The sequence below is a fragment of the Nocardia sp. NPDC051981 genome, from assembly GCF_040680715.1.
GTDB lineage: Bacteria > Actinomycetota > Actinomycetes > Mycobacteriales > Mycobacteriaceae > Nocardia.
Genome location: NZ_JBFAXK010000023.1, coordinates 121,499 through 145,909 on the forward strand (window position 1 = coordinate 121,499; position 24,411 = coordinate 145,909).

Annotated in this window: 27 protein-coding genes and 1 tRNA gene; 16 read left to right on the forward strand and 12 right to left on the reverse strand. The window is 67.8% G+C overall.

All coding sequences use genetic code 11. The features are described from left to right. Window positions 1-2 precede the first annotated feature (2 nt). Genes AB0L60_RS31840 through AB0L60_RS31870 form a run of 7 tightly spaced genes read left to right on the forward strand, consistent with a single transcriptional unit; the run spans window position 3 to window position 5,395 of the window. On the forward strand, window positions 3-1,277 hold the full coding sequence (locus tag AB0L60_RS31840; protein WP_364621516.1) for an FtsK/SpoIIIE domain-containing protein: 1,275 nt from the start codon (window positions 3-5) through the stop codon (window positions 1,275-1,277). After that, window positions 1,274-1,486, forward strand: coding sequence for a hypothetical protein (locus AB0L60_RS31845; RefSeq protein WP_364621519.1), 213 nt, complete (start codon window positions 1,274-1,276; stop codon window positions 1,484-1,486). The genes AB0L60_RS31840 and AB0L60_RS31845 overlap by 4 nt, the downstream gene beginning before the upstream one ends. After that, complete coding sequence (locus AB0L60_RS31850) at window positions 1,483-1,782, forward strand: RRQRL motif-containing zinc-binding protein (protein WP_364621522.1); 300 nt, start codon at window positions 1,483-1,485, stop codon at window positions 1,780-1,782. The genes AB0L60_RS31845 and AB0L60_RS31850 overlap by 4 nt, the downstream gene beginning before the upstream one ends. After that, window positions 1,779-2,414: a hypothetical protein gene (locus tag AB0L60_RS31855; RefSeq protein ID WP_364621525.1), complete on the forward strand. Its 636-nt coding sequence runs from the start codon at window positions 1,779-1,781 to the stop codon at window positions 2,412-2,414. The genes AB0L60_RS31850 and AB0L60_RS31855 overlap by 4 nt, the downstream gene beginning before the upstream one ends. Further along, window positions 2,411-3,931, forward strand: a complete 1,521-nt coding sequence (locus tag AB0L60_RS31860; RefSeq protein ID WP_364621528.1) for a replication initiator — start codon at window positions 2,411-2,413, stop codon at window positions 3,929-3,931. Before AB0L60_RS31855 ends, AB0L60_RS31860 begins: the two co-directional genes overlap by 4 nt. Further along, on the forward strand, window positions 3,931-4,152 hold the full coding sequence (locus AB0L60_RS31865; RefSeq protein WP_364621531.1) for a helix-turn-helix domain-containing protein: 222 nt from the start codon (window positions 3,931-3,933) through the stop codon (window positions 4,150-4,152). The genes AB0L60_RS31860 and AB0L60_RS31865 overlap by 1 nt, the downstream gene beginning before the upstream one ends. 4 nt (window positions 4,153-4,156) lie before the next feature. Further along, window positions 4,157-5,395, forward strand: a complete 1,239-nt coding sequence (locus AB0L60_RS31870) for a site-specific integrase (RefSeq protein ID WP_364621534.1) — start codon at window positions 4,157-4,159, stop codon at window positions 5,393-5,395. A gap of 119 nt (window positions 5,396-5,514) precedes the next feature. Here the strand turns inward: AB0L60_RS31870 and AB0L60_RS31875 are convergent. The 4 genes from AB0L60_RS31875 to AB0L60_RS31890 form a co-directional block, all read right to left on the reverse strand. Beyond that, window positions 5,515-5,588: transfer RNA gene (locus tag AB0L60_RS31875), tRNA-Pro, on the reverse strand. A gap of 65 nt (window positions 5,589-5,653) precedes the next feature. Continuing rightward, window positions 5,654-6,712 carry a hypothetical protein gene (locus AB0L60_RS31880; protein ID WP_364621537.1) on the reverse strand — a complete coding sequence of 353 codons (1,059 nt, stop codon included), beginning with the start codon at window positions 6,710-6,712 and terminating at the stop codon, window positions 5,654-5,656. Window positions 6,713-6,742: 30 nt separating this feature from the next. Beyond that, window positions 6,743-7,834: a hypothetical protein gene (locus AB0L60_RS31885; protein ID WP_364621540.1), complete on the reverse strand. Its 1,092-nt coding sequence runs from the start codon at window positions 7,832-7,834 to the stop codon at window positions 6,743-6,745. Between the two features lie 52 nt (window positions 7,835-7,886). Then, the gene (locus AB0L60_RS31890) at window positions 7,887-8,852 is read right to left on the reverse strand and encodes a metallophosphoesterase (protein WP_364621542.1); all 966 of its coding nucleotides are present in this window, start codon (window positions 8,850-8,852) and stop codon (window positions 7,887-7,889) included. A gap of 83 nt (window positions 8,853-8,935) precedes the next feature. On the opposite strand from AB0L60_RS31890, the gene AB0L60_RS31895 reads away from it, so the two are divergent. Then, entirely contained in the window at window positions 8,936-9,400 is a 465-nt protein-coding gene (locus AB0L60_RS31895; protein WP_354839043.1) for a GatB/YqeY domain-containing protein, read from the forward strand. A gap of 75 nt (window positions 9,401-9,475) precedes the next feature. Here AB0L60_RS31895 and AB0L60_RS31900 read toward each other — a convergent pair whose 3' ends face one another. Beyond that, window positions 9,476-11,839, reverse strand: coding sequence for a transglycosylase domain-containing protein (locus tag AB0L60_RS31900; RefSeq protein WP_364621546.1), 2,364 nt, complete (start codon window positions 11,837-11,839; stop codon window positions 9,476-9,478). Window positions 11,840-12,139: 300 nt separating this feature from the next. On the opposite strand from AB0L60_RS31900, the gene AB0L60_RS31905 reads away from it, so the two are divergent. Continuing rightward, complete coding sequence (locus tag AB0L60_RS31905; RefSeq protein ID WP_033089817.1) at window positions 12,140-12,463, forward strand: WhiB family transcriptional regulator; 324 nt, start codon at window positions 12,140-12,142, stop codon at window positions 12,461-12,463. Between the two features lie 124 nt (window positions 12,464-12,587). Here AB0L60_RS31905 and AB0L60_RS31910 read toward each other — a convergent pair whose 3' ends face one another. Further along, complete coding sequence (locus AB0L60_RS31910; RefSeq protein ID WP_364621549.1) at window positions 12,588-13,766, reverse strand: ArsA family ATPase; 1,179 nt, start codon at window positions 13,764-13,766, stop codon at window positions 12,588-12,590. A gap of 2 nt (window positions 13,767-13,768) precedes the next feature. Further along, window positions 13,769-14,788 carry an ArsA-related P-loop ATPase gene (locus AB0L60_RS31915; RefSeq protein ID WP_364621551.1) on the reverse strand — a complete coding sequence of 340 codons (1,020 nt, stop codon included), beginning with the start codon at window positions 14,786-14,788 and terminating at the stop codon, window positions 13,769-13,771. 169 nt (window positions 14,789-14,957) lie between these two features. On the opposite strand from AB0L60_RS31915, the gene AB0L60_RS31920 reads away from it, so the two are divergent. The 3 genes from AB0L60_RS31920 (at window position 14,958) to AB0L60_RS31930 (ending at window position 16,465) form a co-directional block, all read left to right on the forward strand. Continuing rightward, window positions 14,958-15,122 carry a DUF4177 domain-containing protein gene (locus tag AB0L60_RS31920; RefSeq protein WP_085996654.1) on the forward strand — a complete coding sequence of 55 codons (165 nt, stop codon included), beginning with the start codon at window positions 14,958-14,960 and terminating at the stop codon, window positions 15,120-15,122. Then, window positions 15,122-15,577, forward strand: a complete 456-nt coding sequence (locus AB0L60_RS31925) for a RidA family protein (RefSeq protein ID WP_357000552.1) — start codon at window positions 15,122-15,124, stop codon at window positions 15,575-15,577. The genes AB0L60_RS31920 and AB0L60_RS31925 overlap by 1 nt, the downstream gene beginning before the upstream one ends. Before the next feature lie 81 nt (window positions 15,578-15,658). Further along, window positions 15,659-16,465, forward strand: coding sequence for an MBL fold metallo-hydrolase (locus tag AB0L60_RS31930; protein WP_364621555.1), 807 nt, complete (start codon window positions 15,659-15,661; stop codon window positions 16,463-16,465). Window positions 16,466-16,575: 110 nt separating this feature from the next. Here AB0L60_RS31930 and AB0L60_RS31935 read toward each other — a convergent pair whose 3' ends face one another. Beyond that, window positions 16,576-17,250: a Crp/Fnr family transcriptional regulator gene (locus tag AB0L60_RS31935; RefSeq protein ID WP_019044571.1), complete on the reverse strand. Its 675-nt coding sequence runs from the start codon at window positions 17,248-17,250 to the stop codon at window positions 16,576-16,578. Window positions 17,251-17,523: 273 nt separating this feature from the next. Further along, window positions 17,524-17,751, reverse strand: a complete 228-nt coding sequence (locus AB0L60_RS31940) for a hypothetical protein (RefSeq protein ID WP_081986109.1) — start codon at window positions 17,749-17,751, stop codon at window positions 17,524-17,526. A gap of 286 nt (window positions 17,752-18,037) precedes the next feature. On the opposite strand from AB0L60_RS31940, the gene nth reads away from it, so the two are divergent. The 4 genes from nth to AB0L60_RS31960 are packed head-to-tail and all read left to right on the forward strand — an operon-like array spanning window position 18,038 to window position 21,333. Beyond that, a complete protein-coding gene (gene nth / locus AB0L60_RS31945; RefSeq protein WP_364621594.1) occupies window positions 18,038-18,718 on the forward strand; it encodes an endonuclease III in 681 nt (226 codons plus the stop codon). Beyond that, window positions 18,715-19,377, forward strand: coding sequence for a TlpA disulfide reductase family protein (locus AB0L60_RS31950; protein WP_364621559.1), 663 nt, complete (start codon window positions 18,715-18,717; stop codon window positions 19,375-19,377). Before nth ends, AB0L60_RS31950 begins: the two co-directional genes overlap by 4 nt. Window positions 19,378-19,414: 37 nt before the next feature. After that, window positions 19,415-20,143 carry a CoA pyrophosphatase gene (locus tag AB0L60_RS31955; protein WP_354839068.1) on the forward strand — a complete coding sequence of 243 codons (729 nt, stop codon included), beginning with the start codon at window positions 19,415-19,417 and terminating at the stop codon, window positions 20,141-20,143. Beyond that, a complete protein-coding gene (locus AB0L60_RS31960; RefSeq protein ID WP_364621562.1) occupies window positions 20,140-21,333 on the forward strand; it encodes a MarP family serine protease in 1,194 nt (397 codons plus the stop codon). The genes AB0L60_RS31955 and AB0L60_RS31960 overlap by 4 nt, the downstream gene beginning before the upstream one ends. Window positions 21,334-21,405: 72 nt before the next feature. Here the strand turns inward: AB0L60_RS31960 and AB0L60_RS31965 are convergent, their stop codons facing one another. The 3 genes from AB0L60_RS31965 to nhaA are packed head-to-tail and all read right to left on the reverse strand — an operon-like array spanning window position 21,406 to window position 24,160. After that, window positions 21,406-22,356 (reverse strand): alpha/beta hydrolase, encoded by a 951-nt coding sequence (locus tag AB0L60_RS31965; RefSeq protein WP_364621565.1) that lies wholly within the window; start codon window positions 22,354-22,356, stop codon window positions 21,406-21,408. Window positions 22,357-22,379: 23 nt separating this feature from the next. Beyond that, the gene (locus tag AB0L60_RS31970; protein ID WP_364621568.1) at window positions 22,380-22,895 is read right to left on the reverse strand and encodes a phage holin family protein; all 516 of its coding nucleotides are present in this window, start codon (window positions 22,893-22,895) and stop codon (window positions 22,380-22,382) included. Then, window positions 22,892-24,160 carry a Na+/H+ antiporter NhaA gene (gene nhaA, locus AB0L60_RS31975; RefSeq protein ID WP_364621597.1) on the reverse strand — a complete coding sequence of 423 codons (1,269 nt, stop codon included), beginning with the start codon at window positions 24,158-24,160 and terminating at the stop codon, window positions 22,892-22,894. The genes AB0L60_RS31970 and nhaA overlap by 4 nt, the downstream gene beginning before the upstream one ends. Between the last annotated feature and the right edge of the window lie 251 nt (window positions 24,161-24,411).

A 24,411-nucleotide genomic window follows, 5' to 3' on the forward strand; every position in this document is an offset into this window, starting at 1 on the left:
TCATGGGAATCGTGGCTGGGGCACTCGTACTGGGTGCCCTTGCTGCGGCCGTGGTGTATGCCCGGTCGCGGCACAACCGCCAGATGGGTCCGCGCGAGTTCGAACAGGTGCTGGCCGAAGCGCCGGCCGAATTGGCGCGTGCGGTGAGCATCCTCGTTCCGATCGCGAAGGCCCAGCGCATGTTCGCGACCCTCAAGCTCGGCTCGTTCGAGACCGGGTTCCCGCGGGTGCAGTGGTGGGACTACACCGATCAGGGCCTGGAAGTCGAAATCATGCTGCTGTGCGGGCAGTCCACGAAGACGTGGACCGATCCGGAGCTGCTGAACAAGATGGCGCACTACCTGATGGTGCCGCTGGTGGTGGCGACTTCTCCGGAGCCCGCGATCATCCGTTTGCAGGTGAGGGCCTTCGATGCCCTCGCGGCCCCGGCGATGTTGCCGGAGACTGTCCCCGCCGAAGTGGACCTGCGCGCGGTACCGACCGGGATCACCGAGGACGGCCGCTGGTGGCTGCTGCCGATCCTCTACACGCACCTGCTGATCGTCGGTGCCACCGGATCCGGCAAGGGCGGCGTCGTGTGGGCCATTTTGCATGGTCTCGGCCCTGCGATCCGTTCCGGTCTGGTGGACGTGTGGTGCCTGGATCCCAAGGGCGGCATGGAATTCGGGCCAGGTGCGAGCCTGTTCGTCCGCTTCGCCTACAAGGACGCCGAAGACTGCCTAGCCCTGCTGGTCGAGGCGGTCAGGGTGATGCGGGAGCGGCAGGCCAAGCTGCACGCGGCCATGATCCGCAAGCACATCCCCACCGTGGACGAGCCGCTGATCCTGGTCCTCATCGACGAGGCGGCCTCGTTGTCGGCCTACGCATCCCGCAAGATTCGCGAGCAGTTCGAGGAACTCCACGGGCTGCTGCTGTCCCAGGGCCGCGCGGTCGGCATTTCGGTGATCGGCTGTGTGCAGGATCCGTCGAAGGACACCATGCCGCAGCGGCAGCTCTACCCGTACCGGATCGGGCTGCGGCTGGCCGAACCGTTGCAGGTCGGCATGGTCTTCGGCGCTGGCGCTCGGGACCGCGGCGCGCACTGCGATGAGATCTCTGATTCCACACCGGGTGTCGCCTACGTCGAGCAGGACGGCTCCACCTCCATCGCCCGGGTGCGGGCGTTCCTGGTCACCGACGAGGATGTGCAGGACATTGTGGACCGGTACGCCCCGCAGCCCCGCTCGCTCGAAATCGTTTCTGACACAAGCACTTCCGGAGAAGGTGAGGCGGCATGAACGGGCATGTTCAGCTGCGACTGTCCGGCGAACTCGGCGATATCACGCTCGTGCTCGCTTCGATCCTGGCGGCCAAGGAATTCAAGATTGTCGTGGACGAGCGACCGTACCCGAACCGCCGTGCGCCTGGAGTGCGGGTCTACGTGGACCTGGAGTTCCCGGTCCGCCAGGACACGCCAGTTGAGCCCGATCCGGAGGTTGAGCCGTGATCCCGGACTACTGCTGGCGGTGCGCGCCTAAGCATCTGTGGACCCGTCGTCAGCTGGCGGCGGCAGGTCTTCGCCCGAATGGTCAGGACTATGCCGGTCGACTGATCCGGCCCCGGCGCGGTGGTCGTAAGCCGTTGACGGCCTGGCTGTACGACGTGGAACAGGCTGCGCCCAAACGGATTCCGTCCCCAGCGCAGTTAGTGGCACTGGCCAGGGCGACTCGGGAGCGGCAGTTGCGGGCCGCCGAACGCCATGGCATCGACCGATCCGCGTTCGATGAGGAGGTGCGGTCATGAGCCGAAACACCGAGCATGAGAGCGAATATGACGTGTTCGACCTGCTCACCGTCGCGATCCTCAACTCGGTCTGGTACCTGGCGACCGCGGCCGTGGTCACGGTCTGGTGGGCGCTGCTGTTCCCGATGCTGTCACTGCCGGTGGCGGTCTCGGTGGCGGCGGGCTGGCAGTGGGGCTGGCCTGTCGGGATCGAGGTGGCCGGGGGCTTCACCGCGGGGATCATGCTCTGGCGCTGGAGGCGTCCGGAGATGTTCGAGCGGTGGGTCATCCGGCGCATGCGATCCCGGTTCCTGGTCTGGTGGCGCTACCGGCGCTGCTGGCTCGCCCTGATCCGGGCCTGCCACCTTGCGATGCCCACTGCCCGCGGCTGGGCGTACCCGATGATCCTCGAGGTACGCATCGGCGACATCACCGACCACGTACTCGTACGGATCCCACCTGGACAGGTCCCCGGCGACTGGGCCCGCCAGGAAGTGGCTCTGGCGCACGCGTTCGGCGCGTTCGAATGCCGAGCGTGCCTGGCTGGTCCCAGCCGAGTGGAACTGGTGTTCCGGCACCAGGATTCGCAAGTCGAAATGATTGGCCTGCACGAGGTCGATGGCTGGGAATGGGGCAAGGGGGCCGTCGCATGACCAGCACCGCCACCGTCGAGCACGGCTTGTCCCTGTTGGAAATGGCTATGGCCGCGGCTGATGAGACCGGGGTTTGCCGGCGGCCGATCACGATGCGGGTCGAGGATCCGGCGACCGGGACCGTTCGCTACGTTCCGGCCCCGTGCGGGAACACCCTCGAATCGCAGTGCCCTGCCTGCGCGAAACGCAAGCGCGCTATACGGATTCAGCAATGCCGCGAAGGCTGGCACCTGGACGCCGAACCGGAGATCCCAGACTGCCCGCCGGTCGAGTTGGACGGTCGGGCCGAACAGGAGGAGCAAGGGCAGCGGCGTCGGCGCTCCACTCGGCGGCGGCAGGATGCCCCGAATCTGCCGCGACTGAAGGTCGAGAATCGCACTGTCGGTGAGGTTTTCGCGGGCAAGTATCAGCCGGGCATGTTCTTGACTCTGACCATGCCCTCCTATGGGCCGGTGCACCAGGACGGCGCGGTCAACCGCAAGGGTGAGGTGTGCGGGGACGGGTCACCGATCGATCCGTACGGCTACGACTATCGGCGGGCCGCCCGCGACTGCATCCACTTCTCCCGGCTGTTTTCGCGGTGGGTGCAGAACCTGCGGCGGGCGGTCGGCTGGAATGTGCAGTACTTCGCGACCGTGGAACCGCAGCGGCGTGGGGCTCCGCATGTGCATCTGCTGATCCGCGGGGCCGTGAGCAAGGAGATCCTGCGGCAGGTGACGGCGGCGACCTATCACCAGGTGTGGACGCCGCACCATGACGTCGAGGTCTACGGCGCCGGCCGAATGCCGGTCTGGGACTACGACGCCAAGACGTTCGTGGATCCCGACACTCGGATCCCGCTGCCGGGCTGGGAGCAGGCCCTGGACGTGATGGACAGCGTGGACGAGCTCGAGCCCGCGCACGTGATCCGCTTCGGTTCGCAGATCAAGCCGAAAGGCATTCTGAAGGGCACCCCGAAGGCCGATGCCGCGATCGGGTATCTCGCGAAGTACCTGACCAAGTCGGTGTCCGAGATCCTCGAGCCGCCGAATCAGCGCACTGCGGAGCACTACGACCGATTGCATGCGGAGCTGCTGCGCACCCCGTGTTCGGACCGGTGCCCCGTGTGGCTGCGCTACGGCATCGTCCCCAAGGGTGTCGGCCCCAAGACCCATCCGGGTTACTGCCGTGGCCATGCGCACCAGCGGGATTGGCTGGGTGTGGCCGGTGATCGGCAGAAGGTCTCCGAGCGGTGGACCGGTAAGACCATGGCCGACTACAAGGCCGAACGGCGCGACTTCGTTCGGCAGCTGCTCGACGGCGCGGGCATCGAACAGCCGGATACCTCGGGCTTGATCGTGACCGTGGTCGGGCCCGGTGATCCGGCCGTTCCTCCTCGCGAGCATCTGATTCTGGCTGCGATCGCACAGCGCACCACCTGGCGCGTCGAGTATCAGCGGGTGCTTGAAACGTTGGGACCGCCAGAGGCACAAGAAGATTCGGCAACGCCATCGCTGCCGATGGAAGGAGAACAATGATGCAGATCGTGGAGGGGCGGCGACGGCTTCGAAGAGCGGAACCGGCTACCTACAGCGTGGAGCAGGCGGCCGAACTGCTGGGCGTCTCGCGGAACAACGCCTACCAGGCGGTGCATGACGGGGTGATCCCTGCCAAGCGGGTCGGGCGGCGCTGGGTGATCCCGTGCAAGGCGTTCCACGAGTGGCTCGACTCGCCGGACAACGTACCGGAGGCGGTGTAGCGCCATGGGGTTCATCGAACCGACCGACTCCGGGAAGTGGAAGGCGTATTGGCGGGAGCCGTCCGGGGCGCAGCGGTCCAAGACGCTGCGGACCAAGGGTGAGGCCAAGACGTTCCTGGCGCAGGTCGAATTGTCCAAGGCGACAGGCAATTACGTGTCTCCGCATGCGGGCCGGACCAAGTTCGGTGATCATGCGCGGGAGTGGATGAAGTCGTGGAACATCGACCACACCACGCGGGCGCGGGACCTGTCGATCATGCGGACGCATGTGCTGCCGTACTGGGAGGGCTGGCAGCTCGGCAAGATTGATCACCTGTCGGCGCAGAAGTGGATTACGGGCCTGTGTGAGCAGCGATCCCGTGCCACGGTCGCGGAGTGCAAGCGGCTGATGTCGGGGGTCATGCGCTCCGCGGTGCGTAACCGGCTCATCGGTGCGGATCCGACTGTGGGCGTGCGGATTCCGAAACGGCGGGTGCGGGACACGGACCACCGGGTGATCAGCAAGGAAGAGGTTCGGCAACTACTGCTACCGGCGGTGCGGCCGGAACGGTATCGGGCTCTGGTGGCCACGGCGGCGTTCACGGGCTTGCGCTGGGGTGAGGCCGTGGGCCTGTGCGCCGACGCGCTCGACCTGGAACAGCGGGTACTCCATGTGAAGCGGACCGTGATCGAGGTGTCCGGGCACACCGAGTTCAAGCCGTTCCCGAAATCACGGGCAGGGGTCCGCACGGTGCCGCTGCCCAAGTGGCTAGTGGCCGAGCTGGAGGACCACAGGCGGGCGTATCCCGCGGGGCAGCGGGGCCTGATCTTCTGCAACGAGGTCGGGGGAGCGTTGCGGCGCACCCTGTTCCGCTCCCGGGTATGGCGTCCGGCGCTGGTGCGGGCCGGGCTGCTCGGCGAGATCTCGGAAGTGGACGGCAAATTCGAAGCGGTCTGGATGGACGAGGAGGGCGAGGTCTACTCGGAGGTGTTCGGCAACTACGACCAGGCGGTGCGCCACGTCGCGCGGCACGAGTTCGGCGGGCTCCGCTTCCATGATCTGCGCCACTCGTACGGGACGTGGCTGGCTGACGACGGCGTGGAACCGAACAAGATCGCGCGGGTGATGGGGCACGAGAACATCACCACCACTTTGCAGCTCTACGTCCGGCGCACCTATGACGCGGACACCATCCGCGGGCTCCTCGGCGACGGCGACGAACAGGAGGGAGAAGAGGCTGGCGACGATCCCGCGAAACGGTAGCTGCTGCCTTTTCGCTGCCTCGGCCGGATGTCGGCGCGAAATCAGCGATCTTGACAACAAAAAGGGCCCTGACCAGATGTACTGGTCAGGGCCCTCCGAGTTGTGTCTCAACCACACAGTCGGGGTGACAGGATTTGAACCTGCGACCTCTTCGTCCCGAACGAAGCGCGCTACCAAGCTGCGCCACACCCCGTGAAGCGAACCTGCAGTAGCTTAGCGCACCCGTGGTCCAGACGTTAAATCTGCTGGTCAGGTGGGCTAAAGCAGGCGAAAAGTGGCGAACAGCCTACGCGCGAAATCGGCCGTGACCGAGCGATCCACGCCCGTGTCGGCGAGGATCACCAGCACCAGCGAACCCTTGCCGGCGCCCACGCTGAGGGCGAAGGTGTAGACCGAATAGCCGGTGGCGCATCCCGCGGGAGCGGTGAAGCCGCCGCTGGTCTCCAGGAAGGTGCCGTGCAGCTGGCCGTCGCTGGTGTCGAGGGGTTGGGCGGTGCCCGCGGTGAGCGAGGTCTTGGTGGTGTAGCCGATGCGGGCGGCATGCGCACCCACATCGGTGGCCGCCGCGGTCGCGTCGGAGATATCCGAGGTGGACAGGAACATGGTGCTCCGCACATTGCTCGGGCAGTAGTCCGAGCCCTCCTCCGCGAAGCCCGCTGCGGGAATGCTGTCGGTGCCGTTCCCGTAGGTGGTGGCGGTCAGATCGGTCTTCCAGTCGCTGGGGATGTCCCACGCGGCCTTCAGGTCCTTGGGCACGTCGACCTGATAGCCGGGAATCTGGGGAGTCAGGGTGGACGCCGGGGTCGTGGTGGTGCGCGGCGTGGTGGCGGGCGCGCTGGTGATCGAGGGGGGCTTCGCGGCGGTCGGGGTGGGGCCTTTGCCGGAATCGCGCATCACGATCACGATCGCCACGACGGCCACGATCGCCACCACGAGCGCGCCCACGCCCGCCAGCAGCCACACCCGCCCGCGATTGCCGCCCGGCGGGGGCCCGAAGCCGCCCGGTTGCCCGGCGAAGGGCGACGCGCCGCTGTACGAATTCGCGCTCGGCGGAACGGGATTCGGCCCGGACCGATAGGGCGGGGACTGGTAGGGGTTGGGCCCCGACTGGTACGGGCCCGGCCACGGTCCAGGACCCGAGGCCGGACCGGGCCCCGGGATCGGATTCGGCCCGGAGGCTTGGGGGTTCGGGCTCGGCTGGTGATATGGGGGCGACGGGCTGGGCTGGGGCCGTTCGTGCACCGGCCCCTGCCACCAGTCCCCGCTGGACGTCGTCTTCTCCGGATCGACGTCCTGGCCGTCGGTTTCACCGCTCATCGTCGGACCCCCTGTGACGAGTCGTGCCGCCTACTGGATCGGGCGGATACTGGCGAGAATCTTCCTCGCCAGGGTCGCGTCCACGGACTGGTCCACCCCGGTGTCCGCGGCGATGGTGAACACGAAAGCGCCGCTGTCGCCGGGGAAGGCGAAGGTGTAGACCGAATACGTCGAGGCACAGCCCGCCGCCGGAGCTGGGGCAGCGCCCTTGGTCTCCATGTAGATGCCCTGCAGCTGCCCGTCCGAGGACTGGAAGGACTCCGCCGCGCCGGGCGTCGCACCCGTCGACGTGGACCAGCCGATGCGGCCCATCCGGGTGCCGATGTCGGCCGCCGCCCGCGCCGGATCCGTCTCGTCGGACTGGGTCAGAAAGATGTTGGTGCGCACGTACTTCGGGCAGTACTCGATGCCGTCCTGCGCCAGCCCGGCCACCGGAATGCTGTCCGCGCCGCTACCGAAGGTGCTCTGTCCGGTGCCGTCCACCTTCCAGCCCTGCGGAATGTCGTATGCCGCACCGTTGTCCGTGATCGTGACCACCTGGTACCCGGGGATCACCGCGGCGGGCGTGCTGGTCGCCTTCGGGGCGGTGGTCCTGGCGGTCGTCGGCCGGCCCGACTGGGTGGGCTTGGCCGCGGTCGAAGTGAGCGCGCTGATCAGCGACGGCGTGGTGTTCGACTTCGCCGAGGCGTCGTTCGAGTTCCGGTGCACCAGCGCCACGACCACCACCGCGGCGATGATCGCCAGTACCAGTACGCCGACACCGGCGAACAGCCATACCCGGCGGTTGCCGCCACCGGGCGGCGGGGGATAGGGCGGCTGCTGGCCATAGCCGGGTTGCTGGCCGTAGCCCTGCGGCGCGCCGAACGCCTGGGTCGGCGGGTACTGGGCGGGACCGGGCGGATAGGGCTGACCGTACGGACCGCCGGTGAGCGGGGTCGTCGGCTGCGGCTGCCCGTAGCCGGGCTGCTGCCAGCCCGGATCGGGTTGCGGCGCACCATAACCCGGCTGCGGCGACGGTTGCGGCCGCTGCCAGGTCTGATCCTGCCCGGGCACACCCTGCCACCAGTCCGGATCGGGTTCCGGACGGCCGGGCTCGTTGCTGTGGTCGTTTCCACTGGTCACGGTTGCCCCCTGACTGACGACTACATACCGCGCTGTATATCGCGGCGGGCGCTCACCGCGCGACAGCCTCCGACGACGCGGTGCGACCCCGCCCCGACTCGGCGACCGGCTTCTTCGGCGGCGCGCCGACCAGCGTCAGCAGCGTCGCCTCCGGGCGGCAGCAGAACCGGTACGGAGCCCAGGGCGAGGTCCCCAGACCCGCCGACACATGCAGCCGGGTGTGCGCGCCCCAGCGCGAGGCGCCCTTCACCCGGGCGCGGTCGATCCCGCAGTTGGTCACCAGGGCGCCGAAGCCCGGCAGGCACAGCTGTCCACCGTGGGTGTGGCCCGCCATCACCAGGTCGTAGCCGTCGGCCGCGAATCGGTCCAGCACCCGCGGCTCCGGCGAGTGGGTGAGTCCGATGCTCAAGTCCGCCAGCGGATTCGGCGCACCCGCCACGGTGTCGTAACGGTCCCGCTGCAGATGCGGATCGTCCACGCCCGCGGTCGAGATCCGCACCCCGGCGACCTCGATGTCGCGGCGCACATGCGTCAGATCCAGCCAGCCCCGCTCGGTGAACGCGGCCCGCAGATCCTGCCAGGGCAGCGGATCACCGTAGACCCGCTTGTGGTCCTTGTTGAAGTACTTGAACGGGTTCTTCGGCACCGGAGCGAAGTAATCGTTCGAGCCGAACACGAAGATGCCGGGACGCGCGAGCAATCCTCCCAGCGACTGCACCACGGCGGGCACCGACTTCTGGTGCGAGAGGTTGTCCCCGGTGTTCACCACCAGATCCGGCTCCAGCCGGTCCAGCTCCCGCAGCCAGGCCTGCTTCAACTGCTGCCCGGGCATCATGTGCAGGTCGCTGATGTGCAGCACCCGTAGGGAGGGCTTGCCCGGTTCCAGCACCGGTAGCGTCGCCTCACGCAGCGTGAAGGCATTGCGCTCGATGAGCGTCGCGTATCCGATTCCGGCGACCGCGGCCCCGGCGGCTCCGAGTGCGGCACGGCTGAGGGCGGAGGTCGAGAAGACGGGCATTTGCCCAGAATAGGCGACCCGGCGGAGAAACATCGAGTCAAATGAGCTGGACCACGATAGAAGTCCCTCGTACCGTGTCGCTCATGTCGGAACTCAAATCCAAGCTGCGGTCGGACATGACCACCGCGATGAAGAGCAAGGACACGCTGCGGCTGGCCACCCTGCGGATGCTGCTGTCCGCCGTTCAGAACGCGGAAGTCGCCGGACCCGAGGCCCGTGAGCTTTCCGACGCGGAGATCATCGCCGTCCTGCAGAAGGAGGCGAAGAAGCGCAATGAGGCCGCCGTCGTCTACGAGCAGGCCGGGCGTGGCGAACTGGCCGCCAACGAGCGCGCCGAGGAATCGATCATCGACGAGTACCTGCCCACCCAGCTCACCGATGCCGAGGTGGGTGACATCGCCGACACCGCCATCGCCGACGTCGCCGAGCAGCTGGGGGAGCGGCCGGGCATGAAGCAGATGGGTCAGGTCATGAAGGCCGCGACGGCGCTCGCCGCCGGGCGCGCGGACGGGTCGCGGATCTCCGCCGCCGTGAAGGCACGACTCTGACGCTGTCTTATTAATACGAAAGGCCCGGAGTGAGTGAATCACTCCGGGCCTTTCCTTTGCCTACCGCGAGATTGCCTACCGCGGGATCGGGATGGGAATCGGGATCGGCGGCAGCTGCGGGAGGGGAATGCTCGGCAAGCCCGGCACCGTGGGCGGCGCGTTCGGCGCGGGCGCCGGGATCTGACTGCCGTCGCTCACGTAGAGCGTGATCACCGAGCCTGGGATGGCCGACCCGTTCGGCGAGACGTTCATGACCGTCCCCTTGTTCGCGCCCGGCTGCGTCGTCACCGACACCTGGAAGCCCGCCCCGACCAGGGTGGAGGTGGCCTCCGCCTGGGACATGCCGATCACATCCGGGATCTGCGAATTGTTCGATCCGCGAACGTACTTGTCGTCCAGCGGTGGCAGCGCCGCCGGCGGGAAGCGGTCGAGCACGTTCTTCATCGCGCCCAGATAGGTTTTAGCGGGTTCATTACCGCCGTACAGGTTTCCGCTGCCACAGCTGCGGAGCGGGAACGAGCAGATCTCGCCCGGCGTCGGGCTGTCGCCGTAGATGTAGCTGGCCCCGGCGAAGGAGTTGGTGAAGGCCAGGAAGGCCGAGGACCGGTGGGTCTCGGTGGTGCCCGTCTTGGCCGAGGTTGGGACGTTCCAGCCCACCGAGTGCGCCGAACCGGCACCGGTGCCGCTCACCACGTCCTGGCTCAGGGCATTGGCGAGAGTGTTGGCCAGGCCCGGATCCACCACCTGCTCACACGCCTGCTGGGTCAGCGGCACCTGCTTGTTGTTGCGGTCCACCACCTCCTTGATCGGGGTGGGCGGGCACCACTTGCCGCTGGAGGCCAGCGTGGCGGCCACATTCGACAGTTCGAGGGGGTTGATCGCCACCGGGCCCAGGGTGAACGAGCCCAGGTTCTGGTCCTTGATCATGTCGGCCAGGCTCTGGTTGCCGTGGCCGGAGGTGCCGGGCTGGGTGTAGGAACGCATGCCCAGGCGCACCGCCATATCGACGGTCGGCTGCACCCCGACGGCCTGGATCAGCTTGACGAAGGCCGTGTTCGGCGAGGTCGCCAGCGCCTGCGTCACCGACATCGAGCCCGCGTAGTTGCCCGCGTTCTTCACGCAGTAGGTCTCCGGCGGGCAGCCCGGCGTCCCGGAATTACCCATGCCCTTGGCCGAGAAGAACGCCGGGACATCCAGCGTGGCATTGATGCCCAGGCCCTTCTCCATGGCCGCGGCCGTGGTGAAGATCTTGAAGATCGAGCCCGCGCCGTCACCGACCATCGAGTACGGCTGCGGCTGCACGGTCTGATGCGCGTTGGCGTCCAGGCCGTAGACGCGGCTCGAGCCCATGGCCAGCACCGGATGCGAATCCTGGCCGGGCGCCACGATATTCATGACCTCGGCGATGTCGTCCAGGTTCGGGTTGGTGTTGGCGGCCAGCGAGTCGCGCACCTGGTCCTGGACCGCCGGGTCCAGCGTGGTGCGGATCAGGTAGCCGCCCTTCTCGAGCTGATCGCGGCTGATGCCGGCGTTGTTCAGGTACTGCATCGCGTAGTCGCAGAAGAAGCCGCGATCATTGGCCGCGATGCAGCCGCGCGGCAGGCCCTTGGGCTCGGGCAGCACGCCGAGGGGCAATTCCTTGGCCTTGCGGTACTCGTCGGCGCGATTGGGCACATTCTGGATCAGCGTGTCCAGCACGGTGTTCCGGCGCTCCAGCACGCCCGTGGGGTTGGTGTACGGGTTCAGCTTGGAGCTGGACTGCACCATGCCGGCGAGCATGGCCGACTGCACGACGTTCAGATCCTTGGCGTCCACACCGAAGTAGGTCTGCGCGGCGTCCTGGATGCCGTAGGAGCCGTTGCCGAACGGCACCAGGTTGAGATACCGGGTGAGGATCTCGTCCTTGGTGAGCCGCTTGTCCAGGGTCAGCGCCATCCGGATCTCGCGGATCTTGCGGGCGGGGGTGGTCTCCGTGGCGGCCCGGCGTTCGGCGTCGGTCTTGGCCACGACGAGCAGCAGGTAGTTCTTCACATACTGCTGGTCGATGGTGGAGCCACCCTGGGAGACCTGGCCGCCCGACGTGTTGGTCAGGAAGGCGCGGAAGGTGCCCTGCCAGTCCACACCGTGGTGGTCGGCGAAGCGCTTGTCCTCCACCGAGACCAGGGACAGTTTCATGTCATTGGAGATCTTCTCGCTGGGGACCTCGAAGCGGCGCTGCTCGTACAGCCAGGCGAACGGTGTTCCATTCGCATCCACCATGGTCGAGACGGCGGGCACACTGCCCTCGACGAGTTCGGCGGAGACATTGTCGACGGCGTCCGCTGCTCGGTTGGAGATGAACCCGAAGCCACCGGCGAGCGGGAACAGCAAACCGGCGAGCAACACGGCGGCCAAGACGCACGCGCCTGCCAGTCTCCAGAGCGTTCGTGTGATCGGCACGGGCCCTAGCCTAATTGGCCTCGCGGACACTCGGTGTTCGCCCGGCGGGGTGTTCATTCGTCCTAAAAGAGACGGACTGCCCGGTTCCGGGCAACGAATGCGTGGACGGACGTACCAGAAAATCTCGGGACGGTCTTGCGCAGGCCGCACACCTTTACCTAGATTGAGAACCCAGTGTGATAGAGCTAACACTCAAAGTGGAATGTGGTGCAGAACGCAGTGGGGTTGGGTAACTGCGCGCTGCACTCGCGATTCTGGAGCGCCGTGACCCGGTGTTCGGACTGCAAAGGGGCACACCAAATGCACATGACTACCCCGATCGCTCGATTGGACGTGGAGCAGGCCGAAGCGAGAATCGCCTGGGTTTCCCAGGCCCGATGCAAGGAAGTGGATCCCGACCAGCTGTTCGTGCGTGGCGCAGCGCAGCGCAAAGCGGCGACCATCTGCCGGCACTGCCCGGTGCTGATGGAGTGCGGGGCGGATGCCCTGGACAACCGTGTCGAGTTCGGAGTGTGGGGCGGCATGACCGAGCGGCAGCGCCGTGCGCTGCTCAAGCAGCATCCGGAGGTGACGAGTTGGGCGGACTTCTTCCGCGTCCAGCGATCACAGAAGGTAGCGATGTAACCGAGTATCCCTTACCTAGATCCCCCCTATAAGCAGAACGGATCGAGCCCGCGAAAGCGGGCTCGATCCGTGTCCGGGGTTGGATCGGGCATTTCAAACCAAAGGGTCGAACTGCCCGACTCGGTCAGGCGGACTTCACGCCCGCCTCGACCAGCTGATCACCCACCGCACGCAGTGCTTCCAGGTCGGCGACCTCGAACGGCAGCGCGGTGACCGCGATGATCGGGACGCTCGGGTGCGCGCCCGTGAAGCGGTGCAGCAGATGCTGTTCCCGCTTGGCGGTGGCGGCCCGGTGGGCGTGGATGCGCAGTACCGCGGCGGCCAGGGCCTCCGGGGTATCCGCCTCGGGTTCCGGCGTCGCGCCGTTGGTCGCGGTCTCCGGCGCGAGCCGGTCCGCGGCGACCTGCGCCTCCTCCGCGGACAGGCCGCTCAGCACCGGGTGGGTCCGGTTCAGTACCAGGCCGGCCAGCGGCATCCGGTCGGTCGAGAGCCGATCGACGAAGAAGCTCGCCTCGCGCAGCGCGTCCGGCTCGGCCGCGGCCACCACCAGGAAGTGGGTGCCCGGCCGCGACAGCATGGCGTAGGTGCGGTCCGCGCGATCCTGGAAGCCGCCGAACATGGACTCCAGTGACTGCAAGAAGACACTGGCGTCTTTGAGCAATTGACCGCCGACGATGGTCGAGACGCCGCGCAGCGCCAGGCTCATGGCGCCCGCCACGAACCTCCCGACCCCGCGGCCCGGGGCCATGATGACCCGGATCATCTTGCCGTTGAGGAAGTTGCCCAGCCGCTTCGGCGCGTCCAGGAAGTCCAGGGCATTGCGGGAGGGCGGGGTGTCGACCACGATCAGGTCCCACTCTCGCTTGGACGCCAGCTGCCCGAGCTTCTCCATCGCCATGTACTCCTGGGTGCCACCGAAGGAGGACGCGACTGTCTGGTAGATCGGGTTGGCGAAGATCTGCTCGGCCTTGTCCGGGCTGGTGTGCTCGAGCACCATGTCGTCGAAGGTGCGGCGCATGTTCAGCATCATGGCGAACAGCTCGCCCTTGGCCTCGGGCCCGAGTTCGACCTTCTGCGGGGCGTTTCCGAGATCGCTCACGCCCAGCGACTGGGCCAGCCGGCGCGCCGGGTCGATGGTGAGCACCACGACCTTGCGGCCCGACTCGGCGGCGCGCAGCGCGATGGCCGCGGCCGTGGTGGTCTTGCCGACGCCGCCGGAGCCGCAGCACACCACGATGCGGGCCGACGGATCCGCGAGGATCTTCGAAATATCCAGGGGCACAGTGCCTGCCGGAACGACCATGACTAGCGAACCCCCTGCGCGCTCAAGACTTCGGCCAGCTCGTAGAGCCCGCCCAGATCCATGCCGTCGGTCAGCGACGGCAGGTACAGCCGCGAGATGTCGAGCTGGGCCAGTTCGGCGGCGCTCTCGTCCTGGGCGGCCAGCCGCGCGGAATGTTCCACGGTCTCGGCGACCAGGCCCTCGAAATCGGTCTCGGACAGGCTGATCCCGGCCTCGGTCAGTCCGGCCCGCAGGGCGTCGATGTCGACCGTGCCCTGCGCGGCCTGTTCGCGCACCGAACGCGGCAGGTAGCCCTCGCTCGCCCGATTCACGATGACCGTCCCGATATTCAGGTCGTTGGCGGTGAGTTCGGCGACGGCGTCGGCGGTTTCCTGCACCGGCAGTGCCTCCAGCAGCGTGACCAGGTGGATCATGGTCTGCTCGGAGTGCAGCAGCTTGGACACGCCCTCGGCCTGCGCGGCGATGGGACCGCCGCCGGCGATCTCGGCCATGGCCTGGGTGACGTCGAGGAAGCTGGCGATGCGGCCGGTCGGGGGCGCGTCGATGACGATCTCGTCGTAGGCGGGCTTGCCGGACTTGTCGGCGCGCACCGCGCATTCCTTGATCTTGCCGGTGAGGATCACGTCGCGCAGGCCCGGCGCGATGGTGGTGACGAACTCGATGGCGCCCACCCGGCGCATGGCGCGCCCGGCGAAGCCCAGGTTGTAGAACATGTCGAGGTACTCGAGGAAGGCGTGCTCGACATCGAGGGCCAGCGCCATCACCTCGCCGCCGCCGTCCGCGGTGGCGATCCGAGTCTCGGTGGGCGGCAAGGGCGGGAGATCGAACAGCTGGGCAATGGACTGTCTGCCCTCGACCTCGACCAGCAGCACCCGGCGCCCCCCGGCGGCCAGTGCCAGTGCCAGTGCCCCGGCGACGGTCGACTTCCCGGTGCCCCCCTTCCCGGAAACGTAGTGCAGGCGGGCCTTGTCCGCCCGCTCCGGCCAACCTGCTTCGACCCCCGGCTCAACCGAAACGGGCACTGCTATCGGTACTCCCACGCTCGCGAGCCTATAACTCGTTCCGAATTCCTGCCCACAGGACTCGGCAACTGTCTGATACACCACTCTGGAAACTCGTATTTCCTGATCCCGCAGCGTAGTCGGCGGGCCTGGGGAACTGGGGGAAGCCGGCCGGGGCTAGTCTCAGCGCATGAGTGATGTGACCGTGTGGGAGTACGCGACGGTGCCCCTGTTGACCCATGCCACCAAGGCCATTCTGGACCAGTGGGGTTCCGACGGCTGGGAACTCGTCACGGTGCTGCCCGGACCGACCGGTGAACAGCACGTCGCCTACCTGAAGCGGGCGAAGAGCTGATGTCCTGGGCCGAGAACCTGAAGGAGCTCGGGCTCGAACTGCCGCCGGCTCCGAAGCCGGTCGCGGTGTACGTGCCCGGCGTCCGGTCCGGCAACTACGTCTACACCTCCGGGCAGTTGCCGTTCGTGAACGGCGAGCTGCCACTGACCGGCAAACTCGGCGCCGAGGTCACCGTCGAGCAGGGCGCGGAGATGGCCAAGCTGGCCGCCCTCAACGCCCTTGCGGTCGTGCACGATCTGGTCGGCCTCGACAATGTCGTGCGCATCGTCAAGGTCGTCGGTTTCGTGGCCTCCGCGTCCGGCTTCAACAGCCAGCCGCTGGTCATCAACGGCGCGTCCGAGCTGCTCGGCGCGGTGCTCGGCGAGGCCGGGGTGCACGCCCGTTCCGCGGTCGGCGTCAACGAGCTGCCCCTGAACACCCCGGTCGAGGTGGAACTCATCGCCGAGGTGCGGTAACCCCGAAATGCTTGGGGCACAGTCGGAAGCGTGATGCGTTCAACTCTGGACGCATCACGCTCGGTGCATTAGGACGAAACAATGACGCTCACTCACCCCGCGTACGAGCAACTGCGGCAAGTGACTCCGTCCGCCGCCGTCGTGCTGGCCGACAATCCCAGCGGAATGACATTGCAGGGCACCAATACCTGGCTGCTGCGCGCTCCCGGCGCCACGGAATACGTTGTGGTGGACCCGGGTCCGAAGGATCGCGCGCACACCGAGGCGCTGGTGCGCGAGACCGGTGGGAACATCGCCCTCACCCTCATCACCCACAAGCACCACGACCACACCGGCGGCATCGACCATCTGGTCAAGGCCACCGGAACCGCGGTGCGCGCCAAGGATTCCGAGTTCCTGCGCGGCGCGGGTACCCACCTGACCGACGGTGAGATCATCGAAGTCGCCGGGCTGCGCATCACCGTGCTCGCCACCGCGGGGCACACCGAGGACTCGCTCAGCTTCCTGCTCGACGGCCCGGACGGCGAGCAAGCGCTGCTCACCGGCGACACCGTCCTCGGAAGTGGTACGACTGTCCTGGAATCCTGGGACGGCGCGCTGGCGGCCTATCTGGACTCGCTGAATCGGCTCGTGGCGGTCGCTGCCGGCCGCACCCTGCTCCCGGCCCATGGTCCCGACCACGCCGACGCCGAACCGGTGATTCGCTACTACATCGCCCACCGCGAGGAGCGCCTGAACCAGGTCCGCGCTGCCGTGGAGAAGCTCGGCCCCAAGGCCAGAGCGCTGCAGATCGTCGCCGAGGTCTACGCCGATGTGGACAAGCGCCTCTGGCCGGCCGCCCACAGCTCCGTCGAAGCGCAACTGGCGTACCTGCGTTCCCAGGAATAGCGGTTTCAGAGGCGAAGCCCCGGAGAATCCAAAGAGGTCCTTTACACGTCGAGGCGCGTCGCCACCGCTACGGGGGTGGCGACGCGCCTCGCGTATGTAACTGTCGCCGCTCAGCGAGCGCGGCGGGCCAGTCTCTCCGAGTCGGAGATCAGCACGCTCTTGCCCTCGAGCCGCAGCCAGCCGCGGTGCGCGAAGTCGGCGAGCGCCTTGTTCACGGTCTCGCGCGAGGCGCCGACCAGCTGGGCGATCTCCTCCTGGGTGAGGTCGTGGGTCACGCGCAGCGCGCCCGCCTCCTGGGTGCCGAAGCGCTGGGCGAGCTGCAGCAGCGCCTTGGCGACACGACCCGGAACATCGGTGAAGATCAGGTCGGCCAGGTTGTTGTTGGTGCGGCGCAGGCGGCGGGCGAGTACCCGCAGCAGCTGCTCGGCGATCTCGGGCCGCTGATCGATCCACGCCTTGAGGGCGTCCCGGTCCATGGTGACCGCGCGGACCTCGGTGACGGTGGTGGCCGTCGAGGTGCGCGGGCCCGGGTCGAAGATCGAGAGCTCGCCGAACATGTCCGACGGGCCCATGATCGTCAGCAGGTTCTCACGACCGTCGGGGGAGCGGCGGCCGATCTTCACCTTGCCCGAGGTGATGATGTACAACCGGTCGCCGGGTTCGCCCTCGTTGAAGATGACGTGGCCGCGCGGGAAGTCAACGGGCTGCAGCTGTTTGGCGAGAGCGGCCACCGCGGTGGGCTCGACGCCTTGGAAGATGCCTGCTCTGGCGAGGGCCTCGTCCACGAATGTGCTCCTTATGGGAAATGGCTCTGTCCTGGACCGAAACGACTCGGCCGACAGTGCAGTCTACTTTGCAATACCGCCGGGTAGTGATAGACACCACGCGCCCAGCTCATTCTCAGACACACGGAGCCGCAGTATGCGACACCCAACGACGGTTTTGCGACACGCTTCACAAGCAATCTACGACACGCCGTGAGACTTGCGTCATGAAGATCGTAAAAAGTGGTCCGGAGCTGAAAGCCACCGGACCACTCGACCACCGACCCGTGCGGATCAGCTGGCCTGTGCGACGTCCATTCCCTTGGCCGCGGGCCGGGCGCGCCGCGGACGCGCCGCCGCGGCCGGCAAACCCAGCTTGGTCAGATCGCTGACCTCGGCATTCGTGGCTCGATCGAGATACTGCTGGACCTCTGGGTCTGGTTCGAGAAGCTTGCGAAGTCGATTCTCGACCCGTTCCATCACCAACGCGAACAGCATCAGCGCTATCGGAAACAGCACCACAGCGAGTCCTTGCATAGGCAGCAGTAAACACGCCGAAGGTCTCAGATGGAACACGGCGGGTACTCAGCCCGGTTGTGGGGCAGGGGTGGTTCCGTAAGGTGGGGGCGTGCGTGTCTCTGAATCCAACGCGGCCGTGAGCGGGGCAGACCCGGATAATTCGGGCGTTCAAGCGACCTCTGACGGGGCTCCGGTCGATGTCTCGGATGCGCCACGGTTTTCGCGTCCGGCCAAAGCGCGCAAGCGCGACAAAGAGACTCGGATCGGCCTGGTCCGGCGGGCCCGGCGCATGTACCGGGAAATGACCGTCGAGTTCCCCGACGCGCACTGTGAGCTGGATTTCACTACGCCCCTCGAATTGGCCGTCGCCACAATTCTTTCCGCGCAGTGCACCGACGTGCGAGTGAACCTCACCACGCCCGCGCTGTTCGCGAAGTACCGCAGCGCACGCGATTACGCCGAAGCCAATCGGGCCGAGTTGGAGGAGTACATCCGGCCCACCGGCTTCTACCGCAACAAGGCCAATTCGCTCATCGGGCTGGGCCAGGAACTGGTCGAGCGTTTCGACGGCGAACTGCCGGACACCCTCGGCGAACTGGTCACCCTGCCCGGCATCGGGCGCAAGACCGCGAACGTCATCCTCGGCAATGCCTTCGATATCCCGGGCATCACCGTCGATACCCATTTCGGGCGGCTGGTGCGGCGCTGGGGCTGGACCGCGGAGGAGGACCCGGTCAAGATCGAGCACGCCGTCGGCGAACTGATCGAACGCCGTGACTGGACCATGCTCTCGCACCGGGTGATCTTCCACGGCCGCCGCGTCTGCCATGCGCGCAAGCCCGCGTGCGGCGCGTGCCTGCTGGCCAACGACTGCCCGTCCTTCGGGGAGGGACCGACCGATCCGACCGAGGCGGCCAAGCTGGTGAAGGGCCCGGAGACCGAGCATCTTCTCGAGCTGGTCGGCCTGTGAGCGCCGAGACGGCGCGAGGCAACATCGGGTGGCGATGGGCGCTGGCGGCGGTGATCGTCGCCGTGGCGGCGGCGGTCGCGCTCTGGCCGCAGTTCACTCACTCCGACGACAAGAGCGCCGCGACCGGCTCGACCACGGTCACCGGGCCCGCCGAACCGGCTGTCGCCGACTCGGATCGGGCCGCGGCGGCGCTGGCCGCCTGTCCCGTGCCTACCGGCGCGCCCGTCGGCGACGGCCCGCTGCGCGGCATCACGCTGGACTGCCTGGCCGACGGCCGGCCGGTGGATCTGGTCGCGGCGCTGGCCGGCAAGCCCGCGCTGCTCAATCTGTGGGCCTACTGGTGCGGTCCGTGCGCGGAGGAACTGCCGCTGCTGCAACAGTTCTCGCAGCGGGCCGGGAACGCGCTCACGGTGCTGACCGTGCACAGCGATCCGGGGACCGCCAAGGCGCTGTCGCGGCTGAGTGGGCTCGGCATCCACCTGCCCGGGGTCGAGGATTCGAATGCCAGGGTCCGCACCGCCGTCGGCGCGCCCGCCGTGCTGCCGATCTCGGTGCTGTTGCGCGCCGACGGCACCGTTGCGAAAGTCGTGGTGCGCCCGTTCACCAGCGTCGAGGACATTTCCGCCACCGTCGCGGCCGAATTGGGGATCAGGGCGTGAGGGCTGGACGAGTGGATCTTTCGACAAGGGTGTGGTGATGAGACTCGAGGCGTCTGCCAACGGCATTCCGGAGTGGCTGCGCGGGGTGGCCGAGCACGACCCGGCCGATCCCACCGGCGTGAACCCGGTGCTGCGCCGCAGCACGATGCGGCGCTTCGCCGCCGCGGCGACCCGGGCCCGGGAGGCGTCGGTGCTGGTGCTCTTCGGCGGCTCCCCCGAGCCGGATTCGACTGCGCCGGGCGGGCTTCCGGCCGATGCCGACGTGCTGCTCACCCAGCGTGCCGCCACCCTGCGTCAGCACAGCGGCCAGGTGGCGTTCCCGGGCGGCGGGGTGGAGCCGCAGGACGACGGCCCGATCAGCACCGCGCTGCGCGAGGCGCGTGAGGAGACGGGGCTCGACCCCGCCGGTGTGGAGCCGATCGCCGTGCTGCCCAAGATCTTCGTCCCGCCGTCGCGGTTCGATGTGACGCCGGTGGTCGCCTATTGGCGCACCCCCGGCGAGGTGGGGGTGGTGAGCGAGACGGAGGCCGCCCGCGTGGCACGGGTGCCGCTGTCCGAGCTCATCGATCCGGCCAACCGTTTCGTGGTGCGCCATCCACTGGGCTATATGGGCCCGGCGTTCACCGTGGACGGAATGCTGGTGTGGGGGTTCACCGCCGGGGTGCTCGCCGGATTGCTGGCGGTGTCCGGGTGGGAACGCGAATGGGACCATCACGATGTACGTGATCTGCAGGCCGCATTGGCCGCGGTAGGGATGACATTATGAGCGCCTCGGGCTGGCTCGACCTCGGCATCATCATTCTGGCGCTGCTGGCCGCCACCTCCGGGTGGCGGCAGGGCGCGGTCGCTTCGGCGCTCGCCTTCCTGGGCGTCATTCTCGGTGCGGTCGCGGGCATTCTGATCGCGCCGCACATCCTGAAGCACCTGGACGAGGGCCGCACCCGGGTGCTGGTGGGCGTGCTGCTCATCGTGGCGCTGGTGATCGTCGGCGAGGTCGCGGGCATGGTGCTCGGGCGGGCCGCGCGCGGCGGCATGCGGGATCCGTTCACCCGCAGTGTGGACAGCGTGGTGGGCGCGGGCCTGCAGGCGGTGGCGGTGCTGGCCACCGCGTGGCTGCTGGCGCTGCCGCTGACCAACTCCTCGCAGCCCGGAATCGCGGCCGCGGTCACCAACTCCCAGGTCCTGCGCAATGTCGACCATGTCGCGCCGGACTGGCTGCGGCGGGTGCCGACCGACTTCTCCAATCTGCTCAACACCTCCGGGCTGCCGGATGTCATCGGCCCGTTCGGGCACGTCCCGATCACCGCCGTGGAACCGCCCGATCCGAGCGTGCTGCAGCTGCCGGTGGCTCAGCAGCTGCAGGGCAGCGTGCTGCGCATCCGCGGCATCGCGCCCAGTTGCCAACGGCAGCTGGAGGGTTCGGGCTTTGTGGTGGCCCCGGAGCGCATCATGACCAACGCGCACGTGGTCGCGGGCACCAACACTGTCAGCGTGGACACCGCGCGCGGGTCGCTGCCCGCCACCGTGGTGCTGTTCGACTCGTCCAAGGATGTGGCGATCCTGGCGGTGCCGGGCCTGAACGCGCAGCCGCTGGACCTGGCTCCGGCCGACGCCGGCTCGGGGGAGAGCTCCATCGTGCTCGGTTACCCGGGCGGCGGGCGCTACACCGCCAGTGCGGCCCGCGTGCGCGAGACCCTGAACCTGAAGGGGCCCAACATCTACCGCGATGCCGATGTGAAGCGTGAGGTCTACACCATTCGCGGCCAGGTCCGGGCCGGTAACTCCGGCGGCCCCCTGGTGGACACCGACGGCCGGATCCTGGGCGTGGTTTTCGGCGCGGCGGTCACCGACGACGACACCGGGTACGTGCTCACCCTCGACGAGGTGCGGCCCGAACTGAGCTCGGCGGCAGGTCAATCGACGGCGGTCGGCACCGGCAGCTGTGTGCTGAGCTGAGCCTGGAAGAACGGAAAAACGGCCCCGGTGAACATGATTCGCCGGAGCCGTTTTCGGTATCGGAGAGCCTGGTCAGGCCAGCAGTTTGGCGATCTCCGCGGTCACCGGCTCCGGATTCTCCTGGTGCGCATAGTGACCCGCGTCCGGGATGGCCACCACCCGGCGCTGCGGCGAGAGCTGCTGGCCGCGGCGGATGGTGCCCGGCAGGATGTACCGGTCGCGGTCGCCGTACAGGGCCAGCGTGGGCACCAGCACCGGTTCGCTCATGGCCGCCATGAAACGCCGGCCGTCGGGCCGCCACTGGCTGCGGAAGGCCCAGCGCTGATATTCCAGCGCACAGTGCGCCGCGCCGGGGATCCGGATGGCGGTGCGCATGCGGCGGGCGGTGTCGGTGAATTCCTCGGTGGCCGACCAGCGTTCGCCCGCCCGGTCGCGGAGCAGGAGTTCGATCGCGATGCCGTCGTCGCGGGTGAGCCGGGCCTCGGGCACACGCGGCACCTGATAGCGCAGGAAGTCCGGCAGCCAGGCCGAGCGCTGTGGCTTGTCGCGCAGCACCGCCCGCTTCAGCGCCGCCGGATGCGGGGAGCTGATCAGCGCGATGGATCGCACCACCCGCGGGTGCAGTACGGCGGTGGCCCAGCACACCAGGCCGCCCTCGGCGTGCCCGACCAGGGTCGCCTCGGTGTGGCCCAGCGCGCGGATCAGGCCGGCGACGTCACCGGCGAGGGTCCAGCCGTCGTAACCGCGTGGTGGCTTGTCGGTGTCGCCGTAGCCGCGCAGGTCCACCGCCACCGTGCGGAAGCCGCGCGCGGCCAGCCCGGTCAGCTGGTGGCGCCAGGACCACCAGAAGTCGCCGAAGCCGTGCAGCAGCACGACCAGCGGCATGTCCGGGTCCGCGTAGGCCGTCCCGGCGGGCACGGCCTCGACCACGTGGAAGCGAATGCCGTTGGCGTGCACGTCCCGATGGGTCCACGGCCCGTCATAGCGGACTGCGGACGGATCGGGATGCGGATTCGACGACACGCCGATGGAGCGTAATCGAAGGTCTAGGTCCGGGGCTTGCCGAGTTCGACGGAGACCTCGGCCGTCTCCCCGTCGGTGTGGCCGAAACCGCTGGGCAGCACGCTCTTCGCCTCCTTGAGGGACTCGATGGTCTTCTCCGGTGCGCGCAGCTTGCGCACCTTCAGATAGCCCAGCAGCGCGAAGGCCGCGACCGCCGCGATCATCAGTAGGAACACCACCAGGAACGCGGCCCAGCGGTACAGCCAGACGTCGAGCAGTTCGGCGAGGAAGAAGAAAAAGAAGAAGGAGCTGAACAGCAGGATGGTCAGCGCCAGGATGAAGAAGACGCTGCCCTGCAGGCCCTTCTTGATCTCGCCGGTCACCTCGGCCTTGGCGAGCTCCACCTCGGCGCGTACCAGGGTCGACATCTGCTCGGTCGCGTCGCGGACCAAGGTGCCGAAGGTCGCCGACTGATGGGCGTCGACATCGGACAGCGGAATCGAAGTGACGGTGCGGGTGCGGTTCCCGTCGTAGCCGTTACCGCCCTGTGTGAAGCTCAATTGCTCGACCCTTCTCCATGTCCCGGTAGTACTGTCCGGTGTCGCTCTTGATTTTGCAGTGCCCGCTCGTCACGTCGTGCCTGGTGAGCACGGCCCCGACGCAACAGTAGCGCCGAACCCGCCAGGGAAGCCGCCAAAGACGTGAGCAACACCGCCGCTTTCGCGAGCTCTGCGGCCGACCCGTCGCCGACGTCTTCCAAGGCCAGTTCTGCCACCAAGAGGCTAACGGTGAAGCCGATCGCGCCCAGTACCGACAGGGCGAACATGTCCCGATAACCGAGATCATCGGGTCGTTCCGCGATTCCCAGCCGTACGGCGAGCCAACTGGATCCGAAGATGCCGACCGTCTTGCCGACCAGCAGGCCCAGGACGACGGCCAGCGCCAGCCGGTCGGTGAACAGCTTCGACAGCACGCTCGCATCCAGCGGAACGCCCGAGGCGAACAGCGCGAACAAGGGTACGCACACCGCGGCGGAGACGGGCTGGAAGAAATGCTCGAGCCGGGCCGCGGGTACGCAGTGCTCGTCCTCGCCCGGATCCGGGCGCACCCGGGTGAGCAGGCCGCAGGCCACACCCGCCAGGGTGGCGTGAATTCCGGCCTCGTGCAGTGAGTACCAGGCGATCAGGCCCAGCGGGACATAGATGAACGGGCTGCCGAGGCGGAAGCGCTGGGCCAGCGCCCAGCCGGCCAGACACAGCACGGCCACCAGCAGCCACAGCATCTTCAGAGTGGTGGTGAACAGGACGGCGATCAGGATGATGGCGATCAGGTCGTCCACCACGGCCAGGCTGAGCAGGAACACCCGGGCGCCGGCCGGAATCCGCGATCCGGTCATGGCGAGCACGGCCAGCGCGAAGGCGATATCGGTGGCGACCGGGATGGCCCAGCCGCGGTCCATGCCCGGCGCGCCCCAGCCGACGGCGGTGGCGATGAGCGCGGGCATCACCACGCCACCGACGGCGGCCACGATGGGCAGGGTGGCGCGTTTGCGGTCGGCGAGTTCACCGACCACCAGCTCCCGTTTGAGCTCCAGCCCGGCCACGAAGAAGAAGATGGCCAGCAGGCCGTCCTTGGTCCAGTCGGCCAGTGTGAGGTCGAGGTGGAGGGCGGGAATGGCGAGCCTGGTGTCGACCATGGTCGTGTAGCTCGCGCCCCACGGTGAGTTGACCCAGATGAGCGCTGCGGCCGCGGCGATGAGAAGCAGTGCGCCGCCGAAGGTTTCGGTTCTCAGATAGCGGGCCAGCTCGGAACGGACCTGAGTGATCACGGTGCAGCCTTTCGGTCGGTCGACGAGAAGGCGGCGTGCTACACCACTCCAGGGACCGACGGCACAACCGCATGCCGACCAGACTTCCCGGCACACCTTTTGCGCAATTCTAACGGTTTGCCCGGAACTCCTTGACTACCCCATACCCGAAGCGGCCCCCTGATCGCTGATCTCCGAACACGCCGAGGCCAAACGGCTTTCGACCGCCTTCGACTCGGTCACGCTGTACGGGCACGACCCGGCCGAGC